Origin of the sequence: Nocardioides szechwanensis (genome assembly GCF_900103935.1) — a bacterium.
Lineage (GTDB): Bacteria > Actinomycetota > Actinomycetes > Propionibacteriales > Nocardioidaceae > Nocardioides > Nocardioides szechwanensis.
This window is the reverse complement of record NZ_FNIC01000011.1, coordinates 52,176-78,027: the sequence shown is the minus strand read 5'-3', so window position 1 is coordinate 78,027 and position 25,852 is coordinate 52,176. Positions and strand designations below refer to the sequence as shown.

Below are 25,852 nucleotides of genomic sequence, written 5' to 3'. Positions count from 1 at the left end.
TTCTGCCCCGCGTCGACACGGAACCGCAGCCGTGCGGCAAGGTATCCGCCATGGTGCAGCAGATCACGGTCCTGTCCGGCGGCATGGGCGGAGCCCGGTTCCTGCAGGGCCTCATGCACGGCATCGCCGCCGGAACGCTACCCGGCGTCGCCTCCGACGCCCAGGTGACGGTGGTCGCCAACACCGCCGACGACATCTGGGTGCACGGCCTCAAGGTGTGCCCCGACCTGGACACCGTGATGTACACGCTGGGCGACGGCATCGACCTCGAGCGCGGCTGGGGCCGGCGCGAGGAGACGTGGAGCGTCAAGACCGAGCTGGCCGAGTACGGCGTCGAGCCGACCTGGTTCGGCCTCGGCGACCGCGACGTCGCGACGCACCTGGTGCGCACCCAGATGCTCGACGCCGGCTACCCGCTCTCCGCGGTCACCGAGGCGCTCTGCCGCCGCTGGCTCGCCCCTGTCTTCGGGCAGGGTGTGACCCTGCTCCCGATGACCGACGACCGCGTCGAGACCCACATCGCGATCGCCGACCCCGAGACGCCGAGCGGGCGCCGGGTCGTGCACTTCCAGGAGTACTGGATCAAGCTGCGGGCCTCGGTCCCGGCCGAGGCCGTGCTGTTCGTGGGGCTCGACGACGCCACTCCCGGCCCCGGCGTGATCGACGCGATCACCGACGCCGACCTGATCCTGCTGCCGCCGTCCAACCCGGTGGTCTCCGTCGGCACCATCGTCGGTGTCCCCCGGGTACGCGAGGCGCTGGTCGCCACGAAGGCGCCCGTCGTCGGCCTGTCCCCCATCGTCGGCGGCACCCACGTGCGTGGCATGGCCGAGCAGCTGCTGACCGCCATCGGCGTCGAGGTCAGCGCCGCCGGCGTCGGCCTCCACTACGGCTCCCGCTCCGACGGCGGCATCCTCGACGGCTGGCTGGTCGACGAGCGTGACGCCGACCAGGTCGCCCGGGTGACCGAGAGCGGCCTCGCGTGCCGCGCCGTGCCCCTGATGATGAGCGACCACGACGCCACCGCCGCGATGGCCGCAGCCGCCATCGAGCTCGTGCGATGACCGGCACCGTCTCCGTCACCGCGCCGGACGGGCTGCCGGAGGTGCGCCCCGGCGACGACCTCGCGGCCCTGGTCGCCGGCGCGCTGGAGGGCCTGGCCGAAGGCCTGGCCGACGGGGACGTCGTGGTCGTCACCAGCAAGGTCGTCAGCAAGTCCGAGGGCCGCGTCGTCCAGGGCACCCGGGACGAGGCGCTCGCCGGCGAGACGGACCGGGTGGTCGCGCGCCGCGGGCCGACCACCATCGTGCGCACCCACCACGGACTGGTCCTCGCCGCCGCGGGCATCGACGCGTCCAACGTCGAGCAGGGCTCCGTGGTCCTACTCCCCCGCGACCCCGACGCGTCGGCACGCGGCCTGCGCGAAGGCCTGCGCCGGCTCACCGGCCGCAACGTCGGCGTCGTCGTCACCGACACCGCCGGCCGGGCCTGGCGCGAGGGCCAGACCGACATCGCGATCGGCGCGGCCGGGCTGCTCGTGGCCGAGGACTACGCCGGCCGGGTCGACGACCACGGCAACGAGCTCGCGGTGACCGCGCCCGCCGTGGCCGACGAGATCGCCGGCCTCGCCGAGCTGGCGCAGGGCAAGCTCGGCGGCCGTCCCGTCGCCGTGGTCCGCGGCCGCTCCGACCTCGTGCTGGCCCCGGACGATGACGGTCCGGGTGCGCGCGCACTGGTGCGGCCCGAGGGGGCCGACCTGTTCGGCTTCGGTGCCCGCGAGGCCGTCCTGCGCGCCGTGGCCGGCGACCCGGCCGACCGACGGGTGTTCGGCAGCCCCGCTCCCGACGACGAGATGCTGGCCGCCCTGCGCGCCGCCGGCGCCGAGGGCACGCCGTACGACGGCGGGGTGGTGGTGACCGCGGGGCCCTCCGCGGAGGTCCTGGCGGTGCTCGCCTTCGCCCACGGCTGGGTGCTCGACGCGTCCGCCGCGACCGACCGCCTGCGGCTGCGACCGGCCACTCCGTAGACTCTCCGCGACCCGCACCCCGAACCGAGGTACTCCTAACCGTGGCCAAGCAAGCCAAGTCCGACCGCCAGAAGGTCATCGACGACATCCGCAAGAAGCAGAAGGGCGCCGACAAGCGCCGCGGCTACATGATCGTCGGCGTCTGCGTGGTGGTCGCGCTGCTCATCGTCGGCGCCGCCGCCTACCGGCCCGTGATGAACTGGATCGACCTGCGCGGCTTCGAGGACCTCGACCTGGAGAGCATCGGCGCCCCGGCGTCGGCCTGCGGCAAGGTCGAGACCAAGCCCGCTGAGGGCTCCAACGACCACATCCCCACCGGCACCCCGGTCGTCTACGACGACGCGCCGCCCGCCTTCGGTCCCCACTGGAACGAGCTCAACGTCGCCCCGGCGCCGATGGACGACAAGTTCTACTTCGCCGACGAGCGCCCCGAGCTCGAGTCGCTGGTCCACAACCTCGAGCACGGCTACACGATCGTCTGGTACGACGAGACCATCGCCGACGACGAGGACGCCGTCACCGAGCTCCAGGCCGTGGCCAAGAAGTTCCCCGGAACCGACAACTACCGCTACAAGTTCATCGCGGCACCGTGGACCTCCGACGACGCCGACGGCGCCGAGTTCCCCGACGGTCAGCACATCGCCTACACCCACTGGTCGGCCGGCGGCGAGGGCGAGACCGACCCCGAGAAGGCCGAGGGTGTCTGGCAGTACTGCTCCGAGTTCAGCGGCGAGGCGCTCGAGGAGTTCATGATCGACTACCCCTACCTGGACTCCCCCGAGCCCGACGCGATGTAGTCGCGGCCCGTCGCGCAGGTCCTCACGCGCCCGGACAGCGTCAGGTCAGCTCGACGCGGCTCTCCCGCAGCGCGGCCACGATGTGCTTGACGTCCTGGGCCCGGGCCCGGCTGGTCACGAGCAGTACGTCGGGGGTATCGACGACGACCACGTCGTCGAGGCCGATCAGGGCGACCAGGCGGTCGCCGGCGGGGACGACCAGGCCGGTCGACTGGAGCGCATGGACCAGGGAGGAGTCTCCGAGGACGGTGGTCTCGGTGGTCTCGTCGCTCTCGAGAAGGGTGGCCAGCGAGTCGAAGTCGCCGATGTCGTCCCAGCCGAACGACGCCGGCACGGTCACGACCCGGCCGGCGGCGGCCGCCGGCTCGGCCACCGCGTGGTCGAGGGCGATCTTGGGCAGCGTGGGCCACAGCGCCTCGAGCCGGCCGCCGTCGGCGGCGATCTCGCGCAGGCCCGCCGCGAAGTCGGGGTCGACCTCGGCCAGCAGGTCCAGCAGCACCGTCGGCCGGACCACGAACATCCCGGCGTTCCAGCGGAAGCGTCCCGTGGCGAGGTACTCCTGAGCCACCGAGACCGACGGCTTCTCCACGAACTCCCGCACCGCGCAGACACCCGCGTGGCCGTCCAGGGGCTCGCCGAGGTGGACGTAGCCGAAGGCGGACGAGGGGAACGTCGGCTCGATGCCCAGGGTCACCAGCCACCCGTCGCGGGCGACCTCGACCGCCGTACGCACGCACTCGCCGAAGGCGCCCTCGTCGGAGATGACGTGGTCGGCGGCGAAGGAGCCCATCACGCCGTCGGGGTCGGCCCGTTCGAGCAGCGCGGCGGCCAGTCCGATCGCGGCCATCGAGTCGCGGGCCGACGGCTCGACCAGGATCGACTCCGCACCGAGCTCGGGAAGCTGCGCGGCCACCGCGTCGCGGTGCGCGCGGCCGGTAACGACCACGACCCGGTCCTCGACCAGCGGAGCCAGCCGGTCGTAGGTGCCCTGGAGCAGGGAGCGACCGCCGCCGGTGAGGTCGCGCAGGAACTTCGGCGACGCGGAGCGGGACAGGGGCCACAGGCGGGTGCCCGCGCCACCGGCCGGGATCACCGCCCAGAAGTGCTCGATGGCAGTCATGCACGGAGCCTAGGGCCGGAAGGCGAACCCCACTCGGGAACACTGGCGATGTGACCACCTTCGCAGCCGTCCTGTCCGCCCGCCTCCGGGACGACCCCGGCCAGCCGCTGGTGACGTTCTACGACGACGCGACCGGCGAGCGCGTCGAGCTCTCCGTCACGACGTACGCCAACTGGGTGGCGAAGGCCGCCTCCCTGCTCGTCGAGGAGCTCGACCTCGAGCGTGGCGACACCCTGCGGCTGGACCTGCCGGCGCACTGGCTGGGCCCGGTGTTCCTCGGGGCTGCCTGGACCGCCGGCCTCGCCGTCACCGACGCCGACGACCCCGACGTCGTGGTCTGCGGGCCGGACGAGCTGCACCGGTGGGCGGCCCGGGCCGACGACCTCCCGGTCCTCGCCTGCTCGCTGCTGCCGATGGGCGTCCGGTTCGCCGAGCCGGTGCCGCCCGGAGTGCACGACGTGGGCGTCGAGATCTGGTCGCAGCCCGACTCGTTCATCCCCTGGGACCCCACCACGCCCGACGACGTCGCCACCGCGTTCGGCGGGGTCGCGGTGAGCCAGCAGGAGCTGTGGAGCGCGGCCGCCGCTGGGACTCTCGTCCCGAGCGGCGGCCGCCTCCTGTCGGTGGCGAACCCGGCTTCCCCACCGGGGATCGCCACCTTCGCGCAACCGCTCGAGAAGAGCGGCTCGCTGATCCTGGTCACCCACGCCGAACGGGAGCGTCTCGAGGCGACGTACGCCACCGAGCGCGCGACCGCTCGCTTCCCTGCCTGAGCTCCAGGACGTCTGTTATCCCGCCAGGTCGTAGGCTCCCATTCCGTCTCCGATGAAGCGGCGCTTGCCGAACCCGGTCGGGGTGGTCGGCACGAGGTAGAGGTAGCCACTGGCCTTGTCGCGCACGATCAGGTCGGCGTGGCCCACCAGGCCGATGTCGCTGATCCCGATCACCCAGTCGTACGGCGTCAGGTTGAGCGACAGCGTCTTGGAGCCGGTCAGCCCGCCCGGGCCGTTGCCGGGGTAGAGCAGCAGCTGGGAGCCGTTGCGGAACAGCAGGTCGGGGGCTCCGTCGGTGTTGTAGCGGCCGATCGGAATCTGGCGCGACGCCGTGACCCGGCCCGCGGCCACGTAGCCGCTGCGGAGGCCGTCGACGCCCCGGCCCGGGTAGATCCGCATGTCGGAGCCGGCCGGCTGGCCCATCAGGTCCGGCCACCCGTCACCGGTCATGTCGCCCACGGCCGCGAGGAGCTGCACCTTGGAGAACCCGCTGGCGATCGCCTTCGGTGCGGCGAAGGCGCCCTTGCCGTTGCCGAGCCGCAGGTGCAGGGTCCCGGTCGCCGTCTCGCGGGTGATGATGTCGCCGAAGCCGTCGCGGTTCCAGTCACCGGCGTTGAGTACCCGGTTGACCGTGGACAGGTTGACCCCGGTCGCGATCGGGCGGCCGGTGTCGAAGCCGTTGGTGTTCTGGAGGACCAGGATCGCGTCGCCGCGGCGGGCCACGAGGTCGGCCCCGCCGCCGCCCACGAGCGGCGCGGCGGTGATGCCGTAGGTGTCCTTGGTGCGCACGATCGGGCCCAGCGGGTGGCCGAACGTGCCGCCACCGCGGCCCGGCAGGACGAAGCCCATCTGGTCGGAGGTACGTCGGACGTAGAGGTCGGGCACCCGGTCGGAGTTGAAGTCCCCGAAGCCGGTGATGGTGTCGAACTGCTTCCAGGCCCCGGCGACCTGCGTGCGGGTCTTGAGGCTGGCGCCGGCGCCGCCGGCGTGCAGCCACACCTTGCCGCCGGTCTCCCGGGCGATCAGGTCGGGCTCGCCGTCGCCGGTGAGGTCCGCAGCGCCGACGAGGCGGTTGTAGCCGCCCCAGCCCTGGCCCAGCTCCTGGCGCACGAAGCCACCTGAGCCGCCGCCGAGGAAGACGTCGAGACGTCCGGTCCCGCCGGCTCGCGCCACGACGTCGTTGTTGCCGTCGTCATCGAGGTCGCCCACGGCCGTGATCAGCTCGTAGCCGGCGAACAGGTCGCTCTTCTTGACGGGGTCGCCGAAGGTGCCGTCGCCGGCGCCCGGCATCACGCCGGCCTCGCCGCTCTTGGCGCGCACCAGGAGGTCGCCCTTGGCGTCGCCGGTCAGGTCGGGTGAGGCGACCACCGTGTCGACCCCGGCGAAGCCGGTGGCCACGCTCTTGCCCGGCGCGAAGGCGGTCAGGCCGCCGGTCGGGATGATGTAGCCCATCTTGTCCGTGGCGTTGCGCACGATCAGGTCGGGATGCGCGGTCGAGGCGAGGTCGGACTCGAGCTCGCGACCGGCCCAGCCGCGCTGGGCGGCGGCGGCGAGCTGCCGGATCCGCGCGATCTTGGCGTAGAGGTACTTGCCGGGGCAGGCCGTGGAGGCCGCGTCCCGGTGGCCGTTGACGGCCGGGAACGCCTTGCTGCCCACCAGCTGGCTCGGCGACGACGCGTCGACACCGTGCAGCGAGAGCTTCCAGGCGAACAGGGCGCCGTACGCCTGGACCATCGCGGCCGGCGGCTTCTTGATGTCGAAGTTGCCGATCGCCGACATCGCGAACGCGTAGTCGTTGTAGCCCAGCGTGTGCGCGCCCACGACGGGGCGGTCGACGCCTCCGTAGCGGCCCTCCCAGATCCGGCCGAACCGGTCGACGAGGTAGTTGTAGCCGATGTCGCTCCAGCCGCGGGACTTGGTGTGGTAGGCGTAGATGCTGCGCAGCAGACCCGGCACCTCGGCCTCGGTGTAGTCGTTGGCGTTGACCGTGTGGTGCACGAACCCGGCGTGCACCTCGAAGTAGTGCAGCGAGCTCTTGTCGCGCATCTTCTCGTCGGCGCCCCACTGGGCACGGGAGTAGATCACCGGCTTGGGGGTGTACGTCGCGGCCTGGAGGTCGATCGCGGGGTCGGTGGCCGGGTCGGTGGCGGGGTCCTCGACCGGGGGCTCCTCGACCGGCCCGTCGCCGGCGGCCTCGTCGAGCTCACGGGTGTTGATCTCGGGGGCCTCGACCTTGGTCGTGGCCGGCTCGCCCGGAGCGATCACGGCGAGCTTGAGGTCGGGCGGCGGGGCGCCGTTGGGCGTGGTCACCCGCACCTGCACCCCGTCGACGTTCCCGACCAGCAGGGCGTCGGTGCCGGGGCGCGCGTGCCGGGCCTCGTCGCTGCGGGGGTCGGGGCCGTGCTCGGCGTCGTACTGCACCGGCATCCAGGAGGTCCACGCGCTGTCGGTCTCGGTGCGGACCTGCACCGTGATGTCGCTCTCCGCGAGCTCGAGCCCGTGCTGCCAGGTCACGCCGACGGCGCCGTAGCCGGTCACCTTCTGGGGCACGCTGGTCAGCTTGCTGCCGCCCGCGCCCGCACCGCCCGCGACGACCCGCGCCTGCAGGCCGCTGGCGATGAGCTTCCCCGAGGCGCCGGACGGCGGCGTGAGCGCGTACTCGGTCACCACCGGGTCGACCACGGTGGCCGGCAGCACCGACGTCGCGGTCGTCGCCCGGGCGTAGGCCGCGAGCGAGGTGGGGGTGTTGAGCGGCGCCTGGTGGACCACGTCGATGGAGACGACGCTGGCAGCCGGGGTGAGTGCGGCGAGGACCAGACCGAGGGTCAGCAGCTGCTGACAGGCAGTCACGTAGCGAGCTTTGTTCGAGGGCATTTTCACTTGCTCCAGTGCGAGGGGAAGAGTCACACGAGAAGCAACTGTCACACGAGCAACAGGGGCCCGAACAGAGAAACTGAGTAACTACAAACGTGTAATTTCCACTCGACACGCCGATCGCTTCGAGATTTGTCAAGTTTCTCGCGCCACGCGCGGGCGCGCCGGTCGACCCGAGGATCAGTCGGGTGTGGGCTCGCGGCTCCGACTCAAAGCGGAGTCAGCGCGGGAGTCAGCGCGGGGGGATGGTGATCGTGGTCTCGGCGCGCGAGCCGCGGACGACGCCGTTGCCGGGGTAGACGACGGTCACGTTGTAGCGGCCGGGCCTGAAGCCGCGACCGCGTCCGAAGCGGGCCACGCCCGCGCCGTCGGCGAGGGAGACGGTCTTGGTCCGGTTGTTGACCTGGACCCGGATCTTGCCGGTGGCCACGGCGGTCGAGCCGGAGGGCGGGCTGACCTGGACATAGATCGTCGCGTAGCCCTTGCTGCCGGCGCGGGTGCCGACGGTGACGGTCGACGGAGCGGTGACGGGGCCGGGCGCCCGCAGCACCTGGGTGACGGGCTCACGCCCTGGCGAGCTGAGCTCGAGACCACCCGAGATCACGGCGCCGACGTCGGCGGCGACGCAGGTGTAGACCGCCCCGGAGGCACCCGTGATCACGACGTCGTCGCGGGCCCAGGCGAAGGTGTGGGTGGCGTCGGCCGGTGTGTAGTCCCCGGGCGAGAGGACGAGCTGCTCGCCGAACGCAGGGGTCCCGGACAGGGTGGCCGGTCGGGTCACAGCGATCGGGTCGGCAGCGTCGCGGTAGCGGTCGATGACAGCCTGGGTGCGCTTGCGGATGGTCGGCAGCACGTCGTAGAGGTGCTGCCCCGGGCAGGCGGTGTCGTTGGTGTCGCGATGGCCGTCGATGGCGGGGAGCTTGACCACGCGCGACGCGCTGTACTTGTCGCTGCCCTCGGACGCGACGCGCACGAAGCCGTCGGCCTTGCGGCCGTAGAGGTCGAGCTTCCACGCCGCGATCGACGCGACCGCGTCGATGATGGCCTTGCCGGGCTTGACCAGGTCGAAGTTGCCGATGACCGAGATGCCGGTGGAGGTGTCGTTGAAGCCGAGGGTGTGCGCGCCGCGCACCGCCTTGGCAGGTCCCCCGGCGCGTCCCTCCCAGATCCGGCCGAAGCGGTCGACGAGGAAGTTGTAGCCAAGGTCGGACCAGCCCAGGTTCTGGGTGTGGTAGCGGTACATGCCCCGGATCAGGCCCGCCACGTCCTCCTTGGCATAGTCGTTGGAGCTGACCGTGTGGTGGATGTGGACCTGCTTGATCGTCTCGTTGTAGCGCGGCGCTCCGTCGCGCAGGGACTCGTCGGCCCCCCACGTCCTGCGCGCGACGATGGTGGGGCGCGGGACCGTGGGGGTCGCGCGAGTCTGCACCGAGGTCGTACGACGACTCGCGTCCGCGTCGAGCAGTGCGTCGCTGCGCTCGCGCGAGGGGTGCAGGAGCACCAGCGTCAGGTCCTGCGGACGCCCGCCGGCCACGTGGATCTGGATCCCGTCGGAGTCGCCGATCCACAGCAGGTCAGTGCCCGTGACACCGCTCCGCTCCCCGGAGTCGAGGTCGGGCAGGTCGCGCAGGACCTCGACCGCCTGCCACGGGCTCCAGGCTCCACGGCGGCGGGACTTGATCTGGATGCGAGGCTCCGCGGTGCCGGTCCAGGTGAACGCGAGCATCGAGTGCGTGGTGGTCGGCAGCTGGGCCGACCGGAAGCGTCCGCCGGAGATCTGTGGGAGCAGGTCGTCGCCGAGGCGCAGGTCGAGTGCGCCGACCCCGCCCGCGCCCTGGCCGGACAGCTCGAGGCGGCCGCTGGCACCACCCGGTCCGTCGTCGCCGCTCGTGACGCGCACGACCGCGCCTACCGCACCTATCGCGACGACTCCGCCCGCCATGGCCTTGAGCAGGGGGCGGCGCGGTGTCGACTCGGGAGGCATGACCACCATTGTGAGTCACATAGGCCACTCACGTCGCAACCCGGGGACCCAGGCGTGTCAGATGTCGGCGCCGAGCTCCTCGTCGAGGTCGCCCATGTCGTCGGGGTCGTTGTCGGGGTTCTCGTCCTCGTACTTGAGGTACTTGATCCCGGCGTTGACGGCGCCGTCGAAGCCGACCTTGCCGTTCTCGAGGACGATCACCCGGTCGCACATCTTGCGGACCGAGGCGGCGGCGTGGCTGACGTAGAAGAGGGTGCGGCCGCTGTCGCGGATCTCCTGCATCTTCTCCATGCACTTCTTCTTGAACGGGCGGTCGCCGACGGCGAGCACCTCGTCGGCGAGGAAGATGTCGGAGTCGACGTGGACAGCGACGGCGAAGCCGAGCCGGGCGAACTGACCCGAGGAGTAGTTGCCGACGGGGGCGTCGAGGTGGCGGCCGATCTCGGCGAACTCGATGATGTCGTCGAACTTGCGCGCGGTCTCCCGTTCGCTCATCCCGAGCACCGCGGCGTTGAGGTAGACGTTCTCGCGGCCGGTGAGCTGGGGGTGGAAGCCGGCGCCGGTGGCGATCAGGCCCGCGATCCGCCCGCGCGTGAGCACGGTGCCGGAGTCGGGCTTCATGATCCCGTTGACCAGCTTGAGCAGGGTGCTCTTGCCGGAGCCGTTGAGCCCCATCAGGCCGATCGACTCGCCCTGCTTGACCGTGAAGCTCACGTCGTCGAGCGCGTTGAACGTGTCGCTGAGGTCGCGGCCCTTGAGCAGCGCCACGGAGACCTGCTTGAAGGTGCGGTGGTAGCGCAGCGTGAACGTCTTGGTGACGTCCTCGACCACGATCGAGGTGTCGCTGGGGTAGCTCATCAGAGCCGCTCCGGGATCTTGTTCTCGAGCCTGCTGAACACGAGCTGCGCGATGACCAGCATGACCACGGACGCCCCGAGCGCGATCGCGCCGCGGCTGAGCAGGTGGTCGGGCAGGTGCACCAGCGCGGTCGCGGCGGGGTCGTCGGTGGTCCCGGTCCAGAACGCGCGCTGCATCAGGAGCACGGCGTCGGCGATCGGGTTGGCGAGGTAGAGCTCGGTGTGACCAGCGAACCGATCGGCGACGAGGGTGTAGGGGTAGATCATCGGGACCCCGAAGCGCACGAAGTTGGTCATGATCGAGACCGCGCTGCTGAAGTCGCGGAAGAACACGTTAGCGGTGCTGAAGAGCAGGGCCAGCGACGTGCCCAGGAACATCACGATCCCGAGCGCGAGCAGGCCCGCCACCATTCCCACCGGATCCGGTGCCCACCCGGTCGCGAGGCACGCGACCAGCAGGATCACCAGCTGCGGGCCCACGTGGAACAGCGACACCAGCATCGAGGCGACCGGAAACATCTCCCGCGGCATCGCCATCTTCTTGACCAGGGCCTTGTTGCGCACGATCGAGCGGGTGCCGGCGTTGAACGTCTCGACAAAGAAGTGGACGATGATCAGTCCGGCGAAGACGTGGACGGGATAGTTCTCGGCCTTGTCGCCCATCCCGATGATCTTGCCCATCACGAACCAGAAGATGAAGAACTGCGACAGCGGGTTGATGTAGGACCACAGCAGGCCGAGGAACGAGCCCTGGTAGCGCGCGCTGATCTCACGGCGTACGAGAAGCCGCAGCAGGTAGCGGCGCCCGAAGACACCGAGCAGACCGTTGGACGCCGACGGCGGGGCGAGCGGCTGCTCCGCGACTGGCACGTGCTCAGTCATCGACACCCTGGGTCCACGGCTTGAAGGTCTCGTCCCACGCCTCGGGGGCGGTGATCGAGCCGAGCTCGTCGCGGTAGAGCTGGGCCAGCCGCGGCCACTCGCGCCGGTAGCGCTCGTGGATCTCCAGGGTGCGCTTCATCAGGTCGCGGAACTTGACGTTGTCGCGCTGGTAGAACGCCGCCGACGTGCCGTCGTTCATCGACACGATCGCGGAGTCGAAGCTCGCCAGGCGGTACCACTTGGCGTCCATGGCCCGGATCTCGGCCTCGGGGTGCTCGCGGGACAGCTCGCGGGGCGGCTTGAGCTGGCGCAGCGGCGCCAGCCCGGCGGTGATCAGCTGCGAGACCCGGCCCGGCACCTCGACAGCGCCGCGGCCCTTGCGCGGGGGCTTCTTGCGCCGGATGGACGGGAACGCGTCCGGGTCGGGCTGGAGCTGCGCGTCGCGGAACTGCTTGCGGAACGCGTTGACCTCCGTCAGCCGGTTGGGCAGCATCCCGTGCAGCTTGTGCGGGCCGGCGAGCACGTCCTCCATCGCCTGGAGCCGCAGCTCGGCGGTGGAGTACTGCATCGACACCAGGTGCGCGATCTGGTGGTTGAGGCTCTCGCGGATCATCCGCCCGCCCTTGGGGTACGGCGAGTGGAGCAGCGCCGTCACGAAGCGGTTGCGGTGGTGGAAGTAGGCCTGCCAGTCGAGGGCGTCGTTCTTGTCGGTCCACGGGACGTGCCAGACGGCGGCACCGGGGAAGGTCACGGTCGGGTAGCCGGCCTCCTTGGCGCGCAGGCCGTACTCGGAGTCGTCCCACTTGATGAACAGGGGCAGCGAGAGCCCGATGTCGGCGATCACCTGGCGCGGGATCAGGCACATGAACCAGCCGTTGAAGTCGACGTCGACGCGCTTGTGCATCCAGCGGCTCGAGCGCAGGTTGCGCGCGGAGAGGTCCCAGTCGGAGAAGGTGTCCAGGGGCGACTGCCACCAGAAGCGCCAGGGCTGGATGATCTCGCCGAACGAGTGCAGTCGCGAGCGGCTGAAGAGGCTGAACATGTGGCCGCCCACGATCGTGGGGCGGCGAGCCAGGTCACCGAACGTGATCGCCCGGATGATGCCCTCGGGCTCACAGACGACGTCGTCGTCCATCATCATCGCGTAGGTCGCGGTGCCCTTGCGCAGCGACTCGAGCTGGCCGCGGGCGTAGCCGCCGGAGCCGCCCAGGTTGCCCTGCTCGATCATCCGCAGAGTGGCTCCCAGGGTGCCCTCCGCCTTCGCGAACTCGGGCGAGTCGACGACCTTGTCGGTGCCCTGCTCCATGACGAACACGGTGTCGAGGTAGGGCCGGAGGTCGTCGTCCTCGCCGATCTGCGTGAGCAGCTTGGCGCAGAAGTCGGGACGGTTCATCGTCGTGATCGCGATGTCGACGGTGCCGTGGGCCGCGCGGTCCTCGGGAACGTCGGTGCTCCACTCGGCCGACTCGACGACGACGTCCTCGTCACCGGCGACGACGTTGTACCAGTACCAACCGCCGTCGACGAAGGGCTTGAGCGACAGCTCGAACTCGAACGTCGCGGACCCCTCGTCACCGACGGCGGCCGACTCGACGCGCTGCGAGCGACCGTTGGCCATGGACTTGTAGACGATGACGCTGGCGCCCCTGCCGGCGACCCGGACGGTGAGCGTGACGTCGGTGACGATCGTCCAGCGCCGCCAGTAGCTCGCCGGGAACGCGTTGAAGTAGGTGCCGAAGGAGAGCCGCTCCCCGGACTTCACCCGGAACGCCGTGCGCGACTCGATCTGGTCGGGGTGGATGCTGCGCCCGGTCGAGGTCGACTGGCGGATCGCGGCGTTGTTGAGGTCCTTCGCCGCCCGGTTGCCACCGATCTCGTACTTGTCGGCGTCCAGACGCGCCTCCTCCGGGTCGACGTAGAGCGCGAGGACGTCGAAGTCCCGGTCGAGCGGGAAGATCTGTCGTTGCAGCAGGCGCTTCGTCATTTATTCGTCCACTCCCCCGCTCGTCAACGGCGCGCCGTCGACGAAGTGCGGCTTCAGCTTGTTCTCGAACATCGACAGCGCCGACCCGATGGCCATGTGCATGTCAAGGTACTTGTAGGTGCCGAGCCGGCCTCCGAAGAGCACCATCGGCTCCTTCTTGGCGAGCTCACGGTATTTCAGGAGCTTGGCCCGGTCGTCGGCGGTGTTGATCGGGTAGTAGGGCTCGTCGTCGTCCTCGGCGAAGCGGCTGTACTCGTGGACCACGATCGTCTTGCCCGGCAGGTAGGTGCGCTCGGGGTGGAGGTGCTTGAACTCCAGGATGCGGGTCCACGGCACCTCCTGGTCGTTGTAGTTGACCACGCCCGTGCCCTGGAAGTCGTCGACGTCCAGCTTCTCGGCCTCGAGGTCGACGGTGCGCCACGACAGTCGACCCTCGGAGTTGTCGAAGTACTCGTCGACCGGGCCCGTGTAGACGATCGGGACCTTGCCCTTGTACTGCTCGGCGACCCCGTTGGAGGCGTCGAGGAAGTCGGTCTCGAGCCGGACCCCGATGTTGGGGTGCTCGGCCATCCGGGTCAGCCAGGCGGTGTAGCCGTCGGTCGGCAGGCCCTCGAAGTCGTCGTTGAAGTAGCGGTTGTCGAAGGTGTAGCGGACCGGGAGCCTCGTGATGATGTCAGCGGACAGCTCGGTGGGGTCGGTCTGCCACTGCTTGGCGGTGTAGCCCTTGACGAACGCCTCGTAGAGCGGGCGGCCGATTAACGAGATCGCCTTCTCCTCGAGGTTGGTGGCGTCCTCGGTGGCGATCTCGCTGGACTGCTCGGCGATGAGCGCGCGCGCCTCGTCGGGGGTGTGCGACCGGCCGAAGAACTGGTTGATCAGCGCGAGGTTCATCGGGAACGAGTAGACCTGCCCCTGGTACTTCGCGAAGACGCGGTGCTGGTAGCCGGTGAAGGTGGTGAACCGGTTGACGTACTCCCACACCCTCTTGTTGGACGTGTGGAACAGGTGGGTGCCGTAGACGTGGACCTCGATCCCCGTCTCCGGGTCGATCTCGGAGTAGGCGTTGCCCCCCAGGTGGTGGCGACGCTCGAGGACCAGGACCTTGAGCCCCAGCTCGGTCGCGCAGCGCTCGGCGATGGTCAGGCCGAAGAAGCCGGAACCGACGACGACCAGATCGGGAAGTCCGTCAGGGCTCGAGTCAGGGGTGGGCACGATCGGTCAGTCTACGGATCGGCTGGACTAGCCACCCACTCCCCGCGCGTCGCGCATGGCGCGGGTCACACGCCGTGAAGATTGCACCAACTGTCGGGGGGTAGTTCTAGGCTGTCCGCGTGCAGGTGCGAACGATGTCACGATCTGTTGGCGAAGACTTCCGCTATGCGTGGCTTGCTGGCCTCCTCATGGCCGCCGCCACGCTCCTCATCGCCTGGCTCGAGAACCTGCCCATCCGCGACCCCGACAGCCTCATCCCGGGCTACATCCGCTTCCCGGCGATCGTGCTCGGCGCGATCTCCCTCGACATCGTGCCGCGCGCCCTCTGGCGGGCCCGCCGGACGCCCCGGACGCTCTGGACGGTGACCCGCGAGATCACCCGGGAGCGGTGGCCCGCCTCGCACTGGCGCTTCGCGCTGGGCGGCGTCATGGCCTGGTACCTCTGCTACGCGACGTTCCGCAACCTCAAGAGCTTCGTCCCGTTCGTCCACGCCGAGGGCGACCCGCTGTCCGCGACCGACAACGTCTACGACACGCAGATGGCCAACCTCGACAAGATCCTGTGGCTGGGCCACGACCCGGCCAAGGTCCTGCACGACCTGCTCGGCACCGGCTTCGCCGCGCAGCTGTTCTCGGCCGTCTACATCATCTGGATCGTGCTGGTGCCGGTCTCGATCGCGATCGCACTGGTCTGGACCCGCCACACGGCGGCCGGCTCCTGGTACGTCACCGCGGTCGCGTTCGACTGGGCGCTGGGCGCGGCGATCTACCTCATGTTCCCGTCCGTCGGCCCCATCTACTCCGATCCCAAGACCTTCGCGGACCTGCCGGAGACCTACGTGTCCAAGCTGCAGACGAGCATGTGGGACGACCGGGTCACGGTGGTGGGCGACGTGGTCGGCTCCGGGACCCTGCAGACGATCGCGGCCTTCGCGTCCTTGCACGTCGGGATCATGCTGACGATCTGCCTGATCGTGGAGTACGTCGGGCTGTCGCGGTGGATCCGGGTCACCTCGTGGGTCTTCCTGGTGCTGACGGTGTTCGCGACCGTCTACCTCGGCTGGCACTTCTTCATCGACGCGATCGCCGGCGCCGCCCTGGGCGCGAGCACGGTCTGGCTGGCCGCGATGGCCACCGGCAACCGGGTCGGGCTACGGCCCAAGCTGCGTCGGAACCACGAGCCTGAGCCGAGCGTCGTCAGCGAGGACTCGACGGCGGGTTGAGCAGCGCCGCGGGTGCCGCGGCCGGCGAGAGCCGGCGCAGCCCCCGGGCGTCGCGCAGCGCGCGGAGCACGTTGCGGGCCTCGGACCGCCCGCCGCGCAGGGGGCTCAGCACCGCCACCGCGAGCGCGATCAGCCACGGCTTGAGGCGGACGGCGACGTTCTCGCCGTACCGCAGGTGCACGACGAACAGGTTGCGGTACATGAAGTAGCCCTTCCACCCGGCCAGGTCGTGCTGCTGGTCGAAGGCGAGCTGGCGGACCAGGACGGCGTCGCGGACGCCCCAGATCCGGCGGCCGGCGCGACGGGCGCGCAGGGCGAAGTCGACGTCGTCGTAGAAGATGAAGTAGGCCGGGTCGGGCAGCCCGATCTCCGCGACCACGGTGCGTCGGACCAGGAACCCCTCGAACGCCACGTTGTCGAGCTCCACGAGCTCGGGCATCGCCTCGCGGGTGCCGTAGACGGTCTCGACCATGCCGGTCTTCGGCTTGATCGCGAGCGGGTTGCGCAGGTCGAAGCGGGTGGCGGCCTTCTCGACCAGCTGCCCGGAGGTGTCCTCGCGCACCGACATCAGGCAGTCCTCGTCGTGGGACATGAGCACGGTGAGGCAGTCGGGTGCGGGCACCACGTCGTCGTCCATGAGCCAGATCCGGTCGAAGCCCTGGTCGTACGCCGTCCGCACGCCGAGGTGGAACCCTCCGGCGCCGCCGAGGTTCTCGGGGGTGGTGAGGACCTGGAGCGGCAGGTCGTCGCGGCGCAGCACGTCCTGGGTGTGGTCGGTGCTGGCGTTGTCGACGACGATCACCGCGTCGGGCCGGCGCTCGAGGGCCGCGAGGCCGTCGAGCATCCCGACCAGCAGGTCGGCGCGGTTGTAGGTCACGACCACGACGGCAACGGTCTCGCGCTGCGCTCGCACCTCAGCCATGGCCGGGGTCCCCGCGGCGTTGTTCGTCGGAGGAGCGAAGCGGGGGAGACGAAGAACGTCGTGGGGTGGTACTGAGGTATCTCCGGTGGCCGGTGAAGTCGCCGCGCAGACCGGCGTACGCCGCCCGGGCGCTGGTGACCACGCGGCGCGGCTGGGGGCGGGTGAACAGGTAGAACCACACGGTCTTGACCCAGAACATCAGCACGTGCGGCCAGCCGCGGTAGGTGCGCAGGTTGAGGGTGTTGTTGCGGGCCATGCAGTAGTGCTTGAGGTCGCTGGGCGTGTGGTTGTAGGTCGTGCGGCCGAACATCATCGGGGTGCCGAGCTCGCCCACGCTGGGGTGCAGCACCCGTGCGCCCACGACGGTGGCGATCCGGCCGCCGGCACGCTCGGCGCGCAGGCGGTACTCGTGGTCGTCGCCCCAGATGAAGAACTCCGCCCGGGGCAGCCCGATCCGCTCGACCAGCGCGCGGGTGACCAGCACGCCGTTGAAGGGGATGACCACGTCGCGGATCAGCCCGTCGTCGGCGGCCGCCCGGACGTCGTCCATCTCGTGCACGGTCCTGGTGCCGCCGGGGAGCCGGATCGGGAAGACCAGCCGCTCAGTGCGCTGCTCGTCGACGACCACCGGCCCCCAGAAGTCCAGGTCGGTGCGCTCGAGGAGGAGGCTCAGGCAGTCGCGGTCCGGCAGGCCGTCGTCGTCCATCAGCCAGGCCAGGTCGGCGCCGCGCTCCATCGCCCACTCCAGCCCGTCGTGGAACCCGCCGGCGCCACCGCGGTTGTCGGCCAGGGTCCGGCTGACCAGGTCACCCTGGTCGCCCTGCTGGGCCAGCCACTCCCCCGTGCCGTCGGTCGACGCGTTGTCGACGACCAGGATCTCCGCGACCGCAGGGAAGTCACGCAGTCGCCCGACCAGCCGCTCGAGCAGCCCCAGCCGGTTGAACGTGACGACCACGGCCACCACCCGCGGGGAGGTCGCAGGGGGCTGGTCGGTCACGGCGTACACCCTAGGGCGAGGGTTGGTCGGGTCGTGTGCCCGAGGGTGCACCGGAGCGCACGGTGGGGCACACGACCCGCGTTCTCGCGGCGCAGTGCAAGGTCAGCAGGCGGCGCCGAGGTCCTCGGAGTCGTTGGCGGCGTAGCCCTCGCTGAGGGAGCCGACGGAGCCCCCCGTGACGGAGTCGGGCTGCTTGGCCTTCGCTGACTTGTCGGGGGGCGGGGCCTGGCCCTCGGCGCGGTCGATGGCCTCGGCGACCTTGCGGTGGACCAGCTTGATGTCCGGGTCGCCGGTGTTGATCATCGGCGGGACCAGGGAGAGGCTCGCGATCTTCTGGTCACGGGCCTTGAGGGCCAGCGACACGAAGGTCGCGAACTCCGAGGACGGCAGGTTGGTCGAGAGCATCTCGGAGGACGCCTCGGCGATGTCGGAGAAGTTGCGGACCGCGGTCTGCGGGCTGACCTGCTCGAGCATCGCGTTCATGACGCACTTCTGCCGGGCCATCCGGGAGTAGTCGTCGGAGCCCTCGCGGGCCCGGGCGTACCAGAGGGTGTCGTGGCCGTTGAGCTTGCGGACGCCCGGGTCGATGTAGCCGGTGACGTCGGAGCCGAGGCCGCCGACCGGGATCGGCTGACGCACGTTGAGGGTGACGCCGCCGACGGCGTCGACGAGGTCCTTGAAGCCGGCGAGGTTGACCATCGCCCAGTAGTTGATCTTCAGCCCGGTGATGCCCTCGATCGCCATGATCGTGGCGTCGACGCCGGGGTTGGTCGAGTCGGGGAAGAGCTCGGTGTTGTCCTGGGCCCAGGTGCTGACGCCGTTGAGGTAGCAGCCCTCGCAGTCGAAGCCGTCGGGGAACTGCTCGCGCATGACCGAGCCCCTGGCGAACGGGAAGTTGGCCATGTTGCGCGGCAGCCCGATCAGCACGGTGCGGCCGGTGTCCTCGTCGATCGAGGCGACGGTCATCGAGTCGGGCCGCAGGCCCCAGCGGCCGGCGCCGGAGTCGCCGCCGAGCAAGAGCACGTTGTAGCGGCCGTCGTGGGCGGAGGTGGCCTCACCGTCGCCGGACAGCGCGAGGATGAAGTCGCGCTGCACCCCGACGATGTGGGCGCCGAACAGCAGCACGCCGGCGACGCCGAAGCACAGGAGCCCGTTGACGCCGACCATCGCGCGGCGGTGCGTCATGCCCAGCGACAGCGGCTGGCCGAGGCGCCAGGCGTCGACGAGCAGGCCGGCCCAGCCGATCGCCGCGGCCATCAGCGCCAGGCGCAGGAAGAGCAGCAGCGTCGTGTTGAAGCCCATCTCCAGGACCAGGCTGCGGTCGACCAGGACGGCGAGCAGGGTGACCGCACCGATGCCGAGCAGGCACAGCCAGATCCGGAACGCGACCAGGCCGACCTTGCGGTTGCCGGCGGCCAGCTGCGCGGATCCGGGGACGACGAGCGTCATCACCATCAAGGACACGGCTCGACGGAAACGGACGCGGGCAGCGCGCTCGACCGTGGAGGTCATCGGACGCCTCTTTCCAGCACCGGGGGGAAGAACAGTGCTGCCAGCCAGTATCACCAGTCACACGCGTCACACGGCGCAGCGACGCGCCGAGGTCTGCAGGAGGTCTCAGGAGTCGACGCGACCCTGGTCGATCTCGGTCTTCTTGGCCAGGCGGTGCGCCCGCCGGATCTCGGCCTCGCGCATCCGGCGTACCTCATGAGGCGTCTCGGGTAGCAGCGGTGGTACGGCGCGGGGCTGGCCGTCGGCGTCGATCGCGACGAAGACGAAGTAGGCCGACGCGACGTGCAGGCCCTCGGCCGACGGGTCGTTCCAGGGCTGGGCCTCGACCCGCACCCCGATCTCCATCGAGGAGCGACCCGCCCAGTTGACCTGGCCCAGGGTGCGCACGATGTCGCCGACGTGGACCGGCGCGAGGAACGCCATCTCGTCCAGGGCCGCGGTCACGGCCGGACCACCGCTGTGCCGCTGCGCCACGGCGCCGGCCGTGGAGTCGGCGAGCTTGACGATCTCGCCACCGTGGATGTTGCCCAGCAGGTTGGCCTCGTTGGCGGAGGTCATCATCGCCAGCGAGACGCGGGCGTACGACGGGTGCAGCGGGGCGAGGGGGGTGGTCACCGCGCCACGCTAGCGCGCTCAGATCTCCTCGGGCACCATCGCGATCGCCCCCGCGGGGCACTCGGCGACGCACAGGCCGCAGCCCTTGCAGTAGTCGAGGTCGATGAGGTACTCGCCCGGCGGACCGAGCCGGCGTACCGCGTTGTCCGGGCACACGCCCACGCAGTTGTCGCACGAGAAGCAGTTGCCGCACGACATGCAGCGCCGAGCCTCGTAGAGCGCGGTCGTCTCGTCGAGCCCGAGCACGACCTCGTCGAACGTCGACTGCCTCCGCACTGCCTCGAGCATGGAGCGCTGCTGGTGAGGCGCGTCCTCGTAGTACCAGGTGTTGAGCATCGCGAAGTCGGCCAGCTCCCGGTGCGGCACCGGCTCCGGAGCCCGGTCGGCCAGCCAGTCGTCGATCGCGCGCGCCGCCCGCCGGCCGTGGCCGACCGCGACGGTCACGGACCGCTCGTGCGGCACCGCGTCGCCGCCTGCGAAGACGCCCGGCCGCCCGGTCATCAGCTCGTGGTCGACGGTCACGACTCCGTCGCGTACGGCGATGTCGTCCATGCCCTCGAGCAGCGAGAGGTCCGTGTCCTGGCCTAGCGCCAGCACGAGGGCGTCCGCGGACAGCGTGTCGAACTCGCCCGTCGGGTGCGGGAAGCCCGACTGGTCGAGCTCCATCCGCTCCACCGTCAGCGAGCCCTCGTCGACCTGCGTGATGGTCGTGAGCCAGCGGAAGAGGACGCCTTCCTCCTGCGCCTCGCGCACCTCGCCCTCGTGGGCCGGCATCCGGTCGCGGGTGCGCCGGTAGATCACGACGGCCTCGTCGGCACCGAGCCGGCGCGCGGTCCGAGCGGCGTCCATGGCGGCGTTGCCCCCGCCGTAGACCGCGACCCGGCGGCCCAGCATCGGTGCCTCACCCTCCTCGAGGCCGCGCAGCATCGTGACCGCGTCGAGCACGTGGGACACCGACCCGGCGGGCAGGTAGGCGCGCTTGCCGACCTGGGCGCCGACCGCCAGGAAGGTGGCGTCGTAGCCACCGTCCCGGATGGTCTCGTCGAGGTCGGTCACGGTGGCCCCGAGGTGGAAGTGCACGCCCAGGTCGCGGATCCGCTGCACTTCCGCGTCCAGCACGTCTCGCGGCAGGCGGTAGGCCGGGATCCCGAACCGCATCATGCCGCCGGTCAGCGGCGCCGAGTCCACCACTGTCACGTCGTGGCCCAGCATCGCCAGGTGGTACGCCGCCGAGAGGCCGGCCGGCCCGGCTCCGACGACCAGCACCCGCTTGCCGGTGGGAGGCGCCTCGACGCTGACCGTCCACCCCTGGCGGATCGCCTCGTCGCCCAGGAACCGCTCGACCGAGTTGATGCCCACCGCCTCGTCGACGATCTCGCGGTTGCAGGCGGTCTCGCACGGGTGGTAGCAGACCCGGCCCATGATCGCCGGGAACGGGTTGTCCGCCATGATCGTGCGCCACGCCCGCTCGTAGCCGCGACCGTCCGCGCCGGGGCCCTCCTCGGCGGCGTAGAGCCAGCCCTGGATGTTCTCTCCCGCGGGGCACGCCTGGTTGCAGGGTGGCTGCCGCTCGACGTAGACGGCACGCTCGGTGCGCCACGAGCCGGTCTTGTTGGCGCGGCTGGTGCCGACGTCGAGGGTGATGGCGAAGGGCTTGTCCATGTCAGGCTCCCTACTACTTCTCTGAGCTGTCGGCGAGCAGCCCGTAGCGGGCGATGGACCGGTCCGCCCCGGCCTGGATCCGGGCCACGACATCAGGGCGCGGGTGCGCGCCGAAGAGGTGGGAGTAGCGGCGCTGCGGGCGCAGGTAGTCCTCGACGGGGACCCGGCGCCGGATCGGCGTCACCGCGGTGACCTCACCGCCCTCGGACTCGAACACCGGGAAGATGCCCGAGCGCTGGGCCAGCCGGGCGAGCAGGATCGTGTCCTTCGATGCGCTCCCCCAACCCAGCGGGCACGGCACCAGGACGTGCAGGTAGCGGGCGCCGTGGAAGGTCATCGCCTTCTCCACCTTGCGCTCGAGGTCGTGCAGGTCGGCGACGGTGGCGGTGGCGACGTACGGGATCTCGTGGGCCATCGCGATCCGCGGCATGTTCTTGCCCTGCCCGAACGCGTTGCCCGGCTCGGGCCCGATCGCCTTGGTGTTGGCGGTGCGGGCGCCACCGGGGGTGGCCCCGGAGCGCTGCACCCCGGTGTTCATGTAGCCCTCGTTGTCGTAGCAGACGAACAGCACGTCGTCGTTGCGCTCGAACATCCCCGACAGCGCCCCGAAGCCGATGTCGACGGTGCCGCCGTCACCGGCCTGGCCGACCACCCGCGTGTGCCCTCGCCCCGTGGCGCGCAGCGCGGCCGCGACGCCGCTCGCGACCGCCGGCGCGTTGCCGAAGAGCGAGTGCAGCCACGGCAGCTGCCAGGACGACTCGGGGTACGGCGTCGAGAACACCTCGAGGCAGCCGGTGGCATTGACCGCGACCAGGTCGCCGCCGGTGGCACGCATGGCGGCGTCGAGCACGTAGCGCGCGCCCAGCACCTCCCCACAGCCCTGGCAGGCGCGGTGGCCCGACGTGATCGAGTTGGAGCGGTCCGGGTGGGCCTGCACGGTGCGGTCCTCCAACGGCAGCAGCCGGTTGCCGGCGGCGAAGGTGCCGACCTGGTAGAGCTTGAGATCGACGGTCGTCATCTCAGCTCTCCTCCCCGACGGGAGCTTCCGGCCCCGGGGGTACGGCGCCCACGCCGACCAGCGCGCGGAGCATGTGCTCGGCGTGCGGCCCGGTGCCGCCCAGCCGCGTCCGGGCCAGCTCGCGCTCGACCAGCTCGACGTCGAGGTCGAGGAAGTGCAGGGACCGGCTGTCCATCCGGTCCTCGAGCACGTCGCGGAACAGCCCCCGCAGCGACGCCCGGGTGATCGGGCGGCCCCCGAGGCCGGCCACGACGTCGTACACGGTGGCGGGGAGGCCCGACAGCGCCAGCCGGACGTTCTGCCCGACGATGCCGCCGGCGCCCACGGCGAACGCCTTCTCCACCACGATCACGCGGGAGGCGCCCGCCAGCGCGGCGCGCACCTCGTCGAGCGGCCACGGGCGGAAGCAGGTGATCCCGAGCGCGCCGATCCGCACGCCGTCCTCACGCAGCTCGTCGACGACCTCCTCGACCGACCCGAGGGCCGAGCCGAGGGTGACCACGACGGTCTCCGCGTCGTCGGTGCGGTAGGGCGCGACCAGGCCGCCGCCGGGGCGGCCGAACATCTCCTCGAAGTCCGCGGCCAGCCGCGGGATCTCGTCGAGAGCCTGCACCTGCTTGGCGTGCATGAGGTACTTCACCTCGGTGAACGCCTCGGGCCCGACCATCGCGCCGATCGACACCGGCTCCTTGGGGTCGAGCAGCTGCTGCGGCACGAACCGCGGCAGGAACGCGTCGACCTGCTCCTGCTCGGGCAGCTCGACCTCCTCCACGGCGTGCGTGAGCACGAAGCCGTCCATGCACACCATCACCGGCACCGAGAGCCGCTCCGCCAGCGCGAAGGCCTGCACGTGCAGGTCGACCGCGGCCTGGTTGGACTCGGCGTACAGCTGGATCCAGCCGGAGTCGCGCATCGACATCGAGTCGGAGTGGTCGTTCCAGATGTTGATCGGCGCCCCGATCGCCCGGTTGGCCACCGTCATCACGATCGGGAGCCCGAGGCCGGAGGCGTTGAAGAGCGCCTCGGCCATGAACAGCAGGCCCTGGCTGGACGTGGCCGTGTAGGTACGCACGCCCGCGGCGGACGCGCCGATGCAGGCCGACATCGCGCCGAACTCCGACTCGGCCATGAGGTACTCGCAGTCGATGAGCTCGCCTCCGCGCACGAGGTCTGAGAGCCCCTCGACGATGTGGGTCTGCGGCGAGATGGGGTAGGCGGCGATCACGCTCGGGCGGCACCGAGCCACGGCCTGCGCGACCGCGACGGACCCCTCGATCTGGCTAAGCCTCTGACCGGGCATCGACCTGCTCCTTCTGCTCCTGGACGCGCTGGTACGCCGCCCGCGCGGCCGCGACGTTGTCCTCGCCGATTCGCCCCTCGAAGCGCTGGCGGATGGCGTCGGCGACCGCGTCGATCGAGACCGCGCCGGTGAGCGCGGCGAACCCGCCCAGCAGGGCGGTGTTGGGCAGCGGCCGCCCGATCGTCTCCCGGGCGATCGCGGTGGCCGGCACCGTCAGCGCGTGGCCGGGGCGCAGGCCCGCGACCAGGTCGGTCATCCCGAGCTCGGCGAACGACCGCCCGGTGTTGACCAGGACGAAGGAGTCGGGTCCCAGACCCTCGAAGACCCGGACCTGGTGGAGCATGGTCGGGTCCTGCACGATCACCGCGTCGGGCTCGGCGATCGGCTCGTGGATGCGGATGGGGCGCCGGTCGAGACGGCAGAACGCCACCACCGGCGCACCGGTTCGCTCCGAGCCGAACGTCGGGAACGCCTGGGCGTGCCAGCCCTCGTCGAACGCGGCCACGGACAGCATCTCCGCGGCGGTCACGGTGCCCTGGCCACCGCGGCCGTGGATCCTGATCTCGAACACGACCTACGCCGACCCGGCGACGGCCCGGGCCTTGCTGGCCCGGCCGACCCGCTTCTGGGGCACGACCAGCCGCGCGAGCTCGGCCAGCTCGGCCTCGAACAGCCGCACCAGCCGCTCCGGCTCGGCGATCCGGTCGACATCGACCTTGAAGCCCACGTGCAGGTTGCCGTCGTAGGTGAACAGCGACGTCTCCAGCGTCTGGTTGCCCGAGCCCGGGGCCCAGCCGAGCAGCGCGCGGACCCGGCTGCCCGCGACGTAGACCGTCGAGCGCGGGCCGGGCACGTTGGTGGTCACGCCGGTCGCCTTGCCGGCGAAGAAGTTGACCAGGAACCGTTCGATCTCGGGACCGGTGCGGCCGATGCCCTGGATCATCCCGAACGTCAGCCACGCCTCGGGCGAGTGCTTGATCGCCTCCATCCGGCGGTGCGTCTCGGCGAGCCGGGCGAACGGTGTGGTGAGCTCCGACGGCAGCGACAGCAGGACCAGCGCGAACTGGTTGCCGAGCACCCGCGGCAGTGGCTGGTCGGGAGGCCTGACGTTGACCGGGACCATCGTGGGTACGTCGGTCGGGTCCCCGCCCTGCTCGGCCACGTAGCCCGCGAGCGCACCCGCGAGCGCCGCGACCAGGACGTCGTTGACGGTGGTGCCGGTCGCCTTGCCCACGGCGACGATGTCGGCCAGCGGCGTGGGCTCGCCCCAGAGGACCCGCTTGCGCACGCCGGGCACCCCGCTGAGGGGACCGTGCGGGCTCTTGGCGAGCATCAGCTTGGCGGCCACACCGGTCGCCTGGCGGGTGGCGGAGAACGCGTCGACCGCGTACGCCGGTGTGAGCAGGTGGGGCAGCTCGAGCAGGGCGTGGCCCAGCGTGTGTCCCAGCGCGGAGACCGCGCCGGCGGCGTCGACCGCCAGCGCGAACGCCCCGCGTTCCCGGTCGGCGTGCTCGGGGGGTTCGGCGAGGTCCGCGCCCGGGCTGTCGTCGACCAGGGACAGCAACACCTGGGTGAGCGCGATGCCGTCGGCCAGGGCGTGGTGCAGGCGCGTGTAGACCGCGGAGCCGCCCTCGTAGCCGTCGATCAGGTGCACCTGCCACAGCGGCCGGTCGCGGCGCAACGGGCGGCTGACGAACGAGCTGATGTAGTCCTGGAGCGCCACGTCGTCACCCGGGTTCTTCAGGGTGGCGTAGCGGACGTGACGACCCAGGTCGAAGTCCTCGTCGTCGTGCCAGCGCGGCGTCGCGAAGGGCATCCCGGACCACACCGGGCGCTGCCGGAACACCGGGAAGGGGTCGACGACCCGGCGCTCGAAGACGGCCAGGAACCGCTCCCAGTCGACGGGACCGTCGAAGGTCATCAGGCTCTCGATGACCATCAGGTTGTTGTCCCGGTCCATGTTGAGCCAGATGGTGTCGACCGGGTCGATGGTGCGGTGGCTCATCGGGTGCTCCTCAGGGACGTCGGGTAACTGCCGCCGTGCTGCCACCGTCGCCCCGTGCCGACGGCTGCGCACAGGGGCGGGGGTCCCGG

The 25,852-nt window shown here is 70.9% G+C and carries 21 protein-coding genes; 5 read left to right on the top strand and 16 right to left on the bottom strand.

The window, feature by feature from the left end:
• Positions 1 to 50: 50 nt before the first annotated feature.
• From cofD to BLR90_RS19545, 3 genes are read left to right on the top strand one after another with little or no spacing between them, the layout of a single operon-like run.
• On the top strand, positions 51 to 1,064 hold the full coding sequence (gene cofD / locus BLR90_RS19555) for a 2-phospho-L-lactate transferase (RefSeq protein ID WP_091026909.1): 1,014 nt from the start codon (positions 51 to 53) through the stop codon (positions 1,062 to 1,064).
• Complete coding sequence (gene cofE, locus BLR90_RS19550; RefSeq protein ID WP_091026908.1) at positions 1,061 to 2,026, top strand: coenzyme F420-0:L-glutamate ligase; 966 nt, start codon at positions 1,061 to 1,063, stop codon at positions 2,024 to 2,026. Before cofD ends, cofE begins: the two co-directional genes overlap by 4 nt.
• 41 nt (positions 2,027 to 2,067) lie before the next feature.
• Positions 2,068 to 2,823, top strand: coding sequence for a DUF3105 domain-containing protein (locus BLR90_RS19545; protein ID WP_091026907.1), 756 nt, complete (start codon positions 2,068 to 2,070; stop codon positions 2,821 to 2,823).
• A 40-nt stretch (positions 2,824 to 2,863) separates the two neighbouring features.
• On the opposite strand, the gene BLR90_RS19540 is transcribed toward BLR90_RS19545, so the two are convergent.
• Entirely contained in the window at positions 2,864 to 3,943 is a 1,080-nt protein-coding gene (locus tag BLR90_RS19540; protein ID WP_091026906.1) for a mannose-1-phosphate guanylyltransferase, read from the bottom strand.
• 50 nt (positions 3,944 to 3,993) lie between these two features.
• Between BLR90_RS19540 and BLR90_RS19535 the strand changes: the two genes are divergently transcribed.
• Positions 3,994 to 4,716, top strand: coding sequence for a TIGR03089 family protein (locus BLR90_RS19535; RefSeq protein ID WP_091026905.1), 723 nt, complete (start codon positions 3,994 to 3,996; stop codon positions 4,714 to 4,716).
• Positions 4,717 to 4,731: 15 nt separating this feature from the next.
• Here BLR90_RS19535 and BLR90_RS19530 read toward each other — a convergent pair whose 3' ends face one another.
• From BLR90_RS19530 to glf, 6 genes are all read right to left on the bottom strand, one after another.
• The gene (locus BLR90_RS19530; protein ID WP_143016278.1) at positions 4,732 to 7,566 is read right to left on the bottom strand and encodes an FG-GAP-like repeat-containing protein; all 2,835 of its coding nucleotides are present in this window, start codon (positions 7,564 to 7,566) and stop codon (positions 4,732 to 4,734) included.
• A gap of 256 nt (positions 7,567 to 7,822) precedes the next feature.
• Positions 7,823 to 9,574, bottom strand: coding sequence for a peptidoglycan recognition protein family protein (locus tag BLR90_RS19525; RefSeq protein WP_143016277.1), 1,752 nt, complete (start codon positions 9,572 to 9,574; stop codon positions 7,823 to 7,825).
• A 57-nt stretch (positions 9,575 to 9,631) separates the two neighbouring features.
• On the bottom strand, positions 9,632 to 10,432 hold the full coding sequence (locus tag BLR90_RS19520) for an ABC transporter ATP-binding protein (RefSeq protein ID WP_091026902.1): 801 nt from the start codon (positions 10,430 to 10,432) through the stop codon (positions 9,632 to 9,634).
• Positions 10,432 to 11,313 (bottom strand): ABC transporter permease, encoded by an 882-nt coding sequence (locus BLR90_RS19515; protein WP_091026901.1) that lies wholly within the window; start codon positions 11,311 to 11,313, stop codon positions 10,432 to 10,434. The genes BLR90_RS19520 and BLR90_RS19515 overlap by 1 nt, the downstream gene beginning before the upstream one ends.
• Complete coding sequence (locus tag BLR90_RS19510; RefSeq protein ID WP_091026900.1) at positions 11,306 to 13,297, bottom strand: glycosyltransferase; 1,992 nt, start codon at positions 13,295 to 13,297, stop codon at positions 11,306 to 11,308. Before BLR90_RS19510 ends, BLR90_RS19515 begins: the two co-directional genes overlap by 8 nt.
• Positions 13,298 to 14,509 (bottom strand): UDP-galactopyranose mutase, encoded by a 1,212-nt coding sequence (glf, locus tag BLR90_RS19505; protein WP_218029468.1) that lies wholly within the window; start codon positions 14,507 to 14,509, stop codon positions 13,298 to 13,300.
• Between the two features lie 134 nt (positions 14,510 to 14,643).
• Here glf and BLR90_RS19500 point away from each other — a divergent pair, with 134 nt between their 5' ends.
• The gene (locus tag BLR90_RS19500; RefSeq protein WP_091026898.1) at positions 14,644 to 15,732 is read left to right on the top strand and encodes a phosphatase PAP2 family protein; all 1,089 of its coding nucleotides are present in this window, start codon (positions 14,644 to 14,646) and stop codon (positions 15,730 to 15,732) included.
• On the opposite strand, the gene BLR90_RS19495 is transcribed toward BLR90_RS19500, so the two are convergent.
• The 9 genes from BLR90_RS19495 to BLR90_RS19455 form a co-directional block, all read right to left on the bottom strand.
• The gene (locus BLR90_RS19495; protein ID WP_091026897.1) at positions 15,707 to 16,654 is read right to left on the bottom strand and encodes a glycosyltransferase family 2 protein; all 948 of its coding nucleotides are present in this window, start codon (positions 16,652 to 16,654) and stop codon (positions 15,707 to 15,709) included. The two genes, BLR90_RS19500 and BLR90_RS19495, sit on opposite strands and share 26 nt — an antisense overlap.
• Entirely contained in the window at positions 16,647 to 17,651 is a 1,005-nt protein-coding gene (locus BLR90_RS19490; RefSeq protein ID WP_091026937.1) for a glycosyltransferase family 2 protein, read from the bottom strand. Before BLR90_RS19490 ends, BLR90_RS19495 begins: the two co-directional genes overlap by 8 nt.
• Positions 17,652 to 17,753: 102 nt before the next feature.
• Entirely contained in the window at positions 17,754 to 19,163 is a 1,410-nt protein-coding gene (locus tag BLR90_RS19485) for an LCP family protein (RefSeq protein ID WP_091026896.1), read from the bottom strand.
• Positions 19,164 to 19,268: 105 nt separating this feature from the next.
• Positions 19,269 to 19,778 carry an acyl-CoA thioesterase gene (locus tag BLR90_RS19480; RefSeq protein ID WP_245715419.1) on the bottom strand — a complete coding sequence of 170 codons (510 nt, stop codon included), beginning with the start codon at positions 19,776 to 19,778 and terminating at the stop codon, positions 19,269 to 19,271.
• Between the two features lie 18 nt (positions 19,779 to 19,796).
• The gene (locus BLR90_RS19475; RefSeq protein WP_091026895.1) at positions 19,797 to 21,440 is read right to left on the bottom strand and encodes an NAD(P)-binding protein; all 1,644 of its coding nucleotides are present in this window, start codon (positions 21,438 to 21,440) and stop codon (positions 19,797 to 19,799) included.
• 13 nt (positions 21,441 to 21,453) lie between these two features.
• Positions 21,454 to 22,458 carry a thiamine pyrophosphate-dependent enzyme gene (locus tag BLR90_RS19470; protein ID WP_091026894.1) on the bottom strand — a complete coding sequence of 335 codons (1,005 nt, stop codon included), beginning with the start codon at positions 22,456 to 22,458 and terminating at the stop codon, positions 21,454 to 21,456.
• Position 22,459: 1 nt separating this feature from the next.
• The gene (locus BLR90_RS19465) at positions 22,460 to 23,758 is read right to left on the bottom strand and encodes a transketolase C-terminal domain-containing protein (protein WP_091026893.1); all 1,299 of its coding nucleotides are present in this window, start codon (positions 23,756 to 23,758) and stop codon (positions 22,460 to 22,462) included.
• A complete protein-coding gene (locus BLR90_RS19460; protein ID WP_091026892.1) occupies positions 23,739 to 24,329 on the bottom strand; it encodes a 2-oxoacid:acceptor oxidoreductase family protein in 591 nt (196 codons plus the stop codon). The genes BLR90_RS19465 and BLR90_RS19460 overlap by 20 nt, the downstream gene beginning before the upstream one ends.
• 3 nt (positions 24,330 to 24,332) lie before the next feature.
• A complete protein-coding gene (locus BLR90_RS19455) occupies positions 24,333 to 25,763 on the bottom strand; it encodes a wax ester/triacylglycerol synthase family O-acyltransferase (RefSeq protein WP_218029467.1) in 1,431 nt (476 codons plus the stop codon).
• Positions 25,764 to 25,852 lie beyond the last annotated feature (89 nt).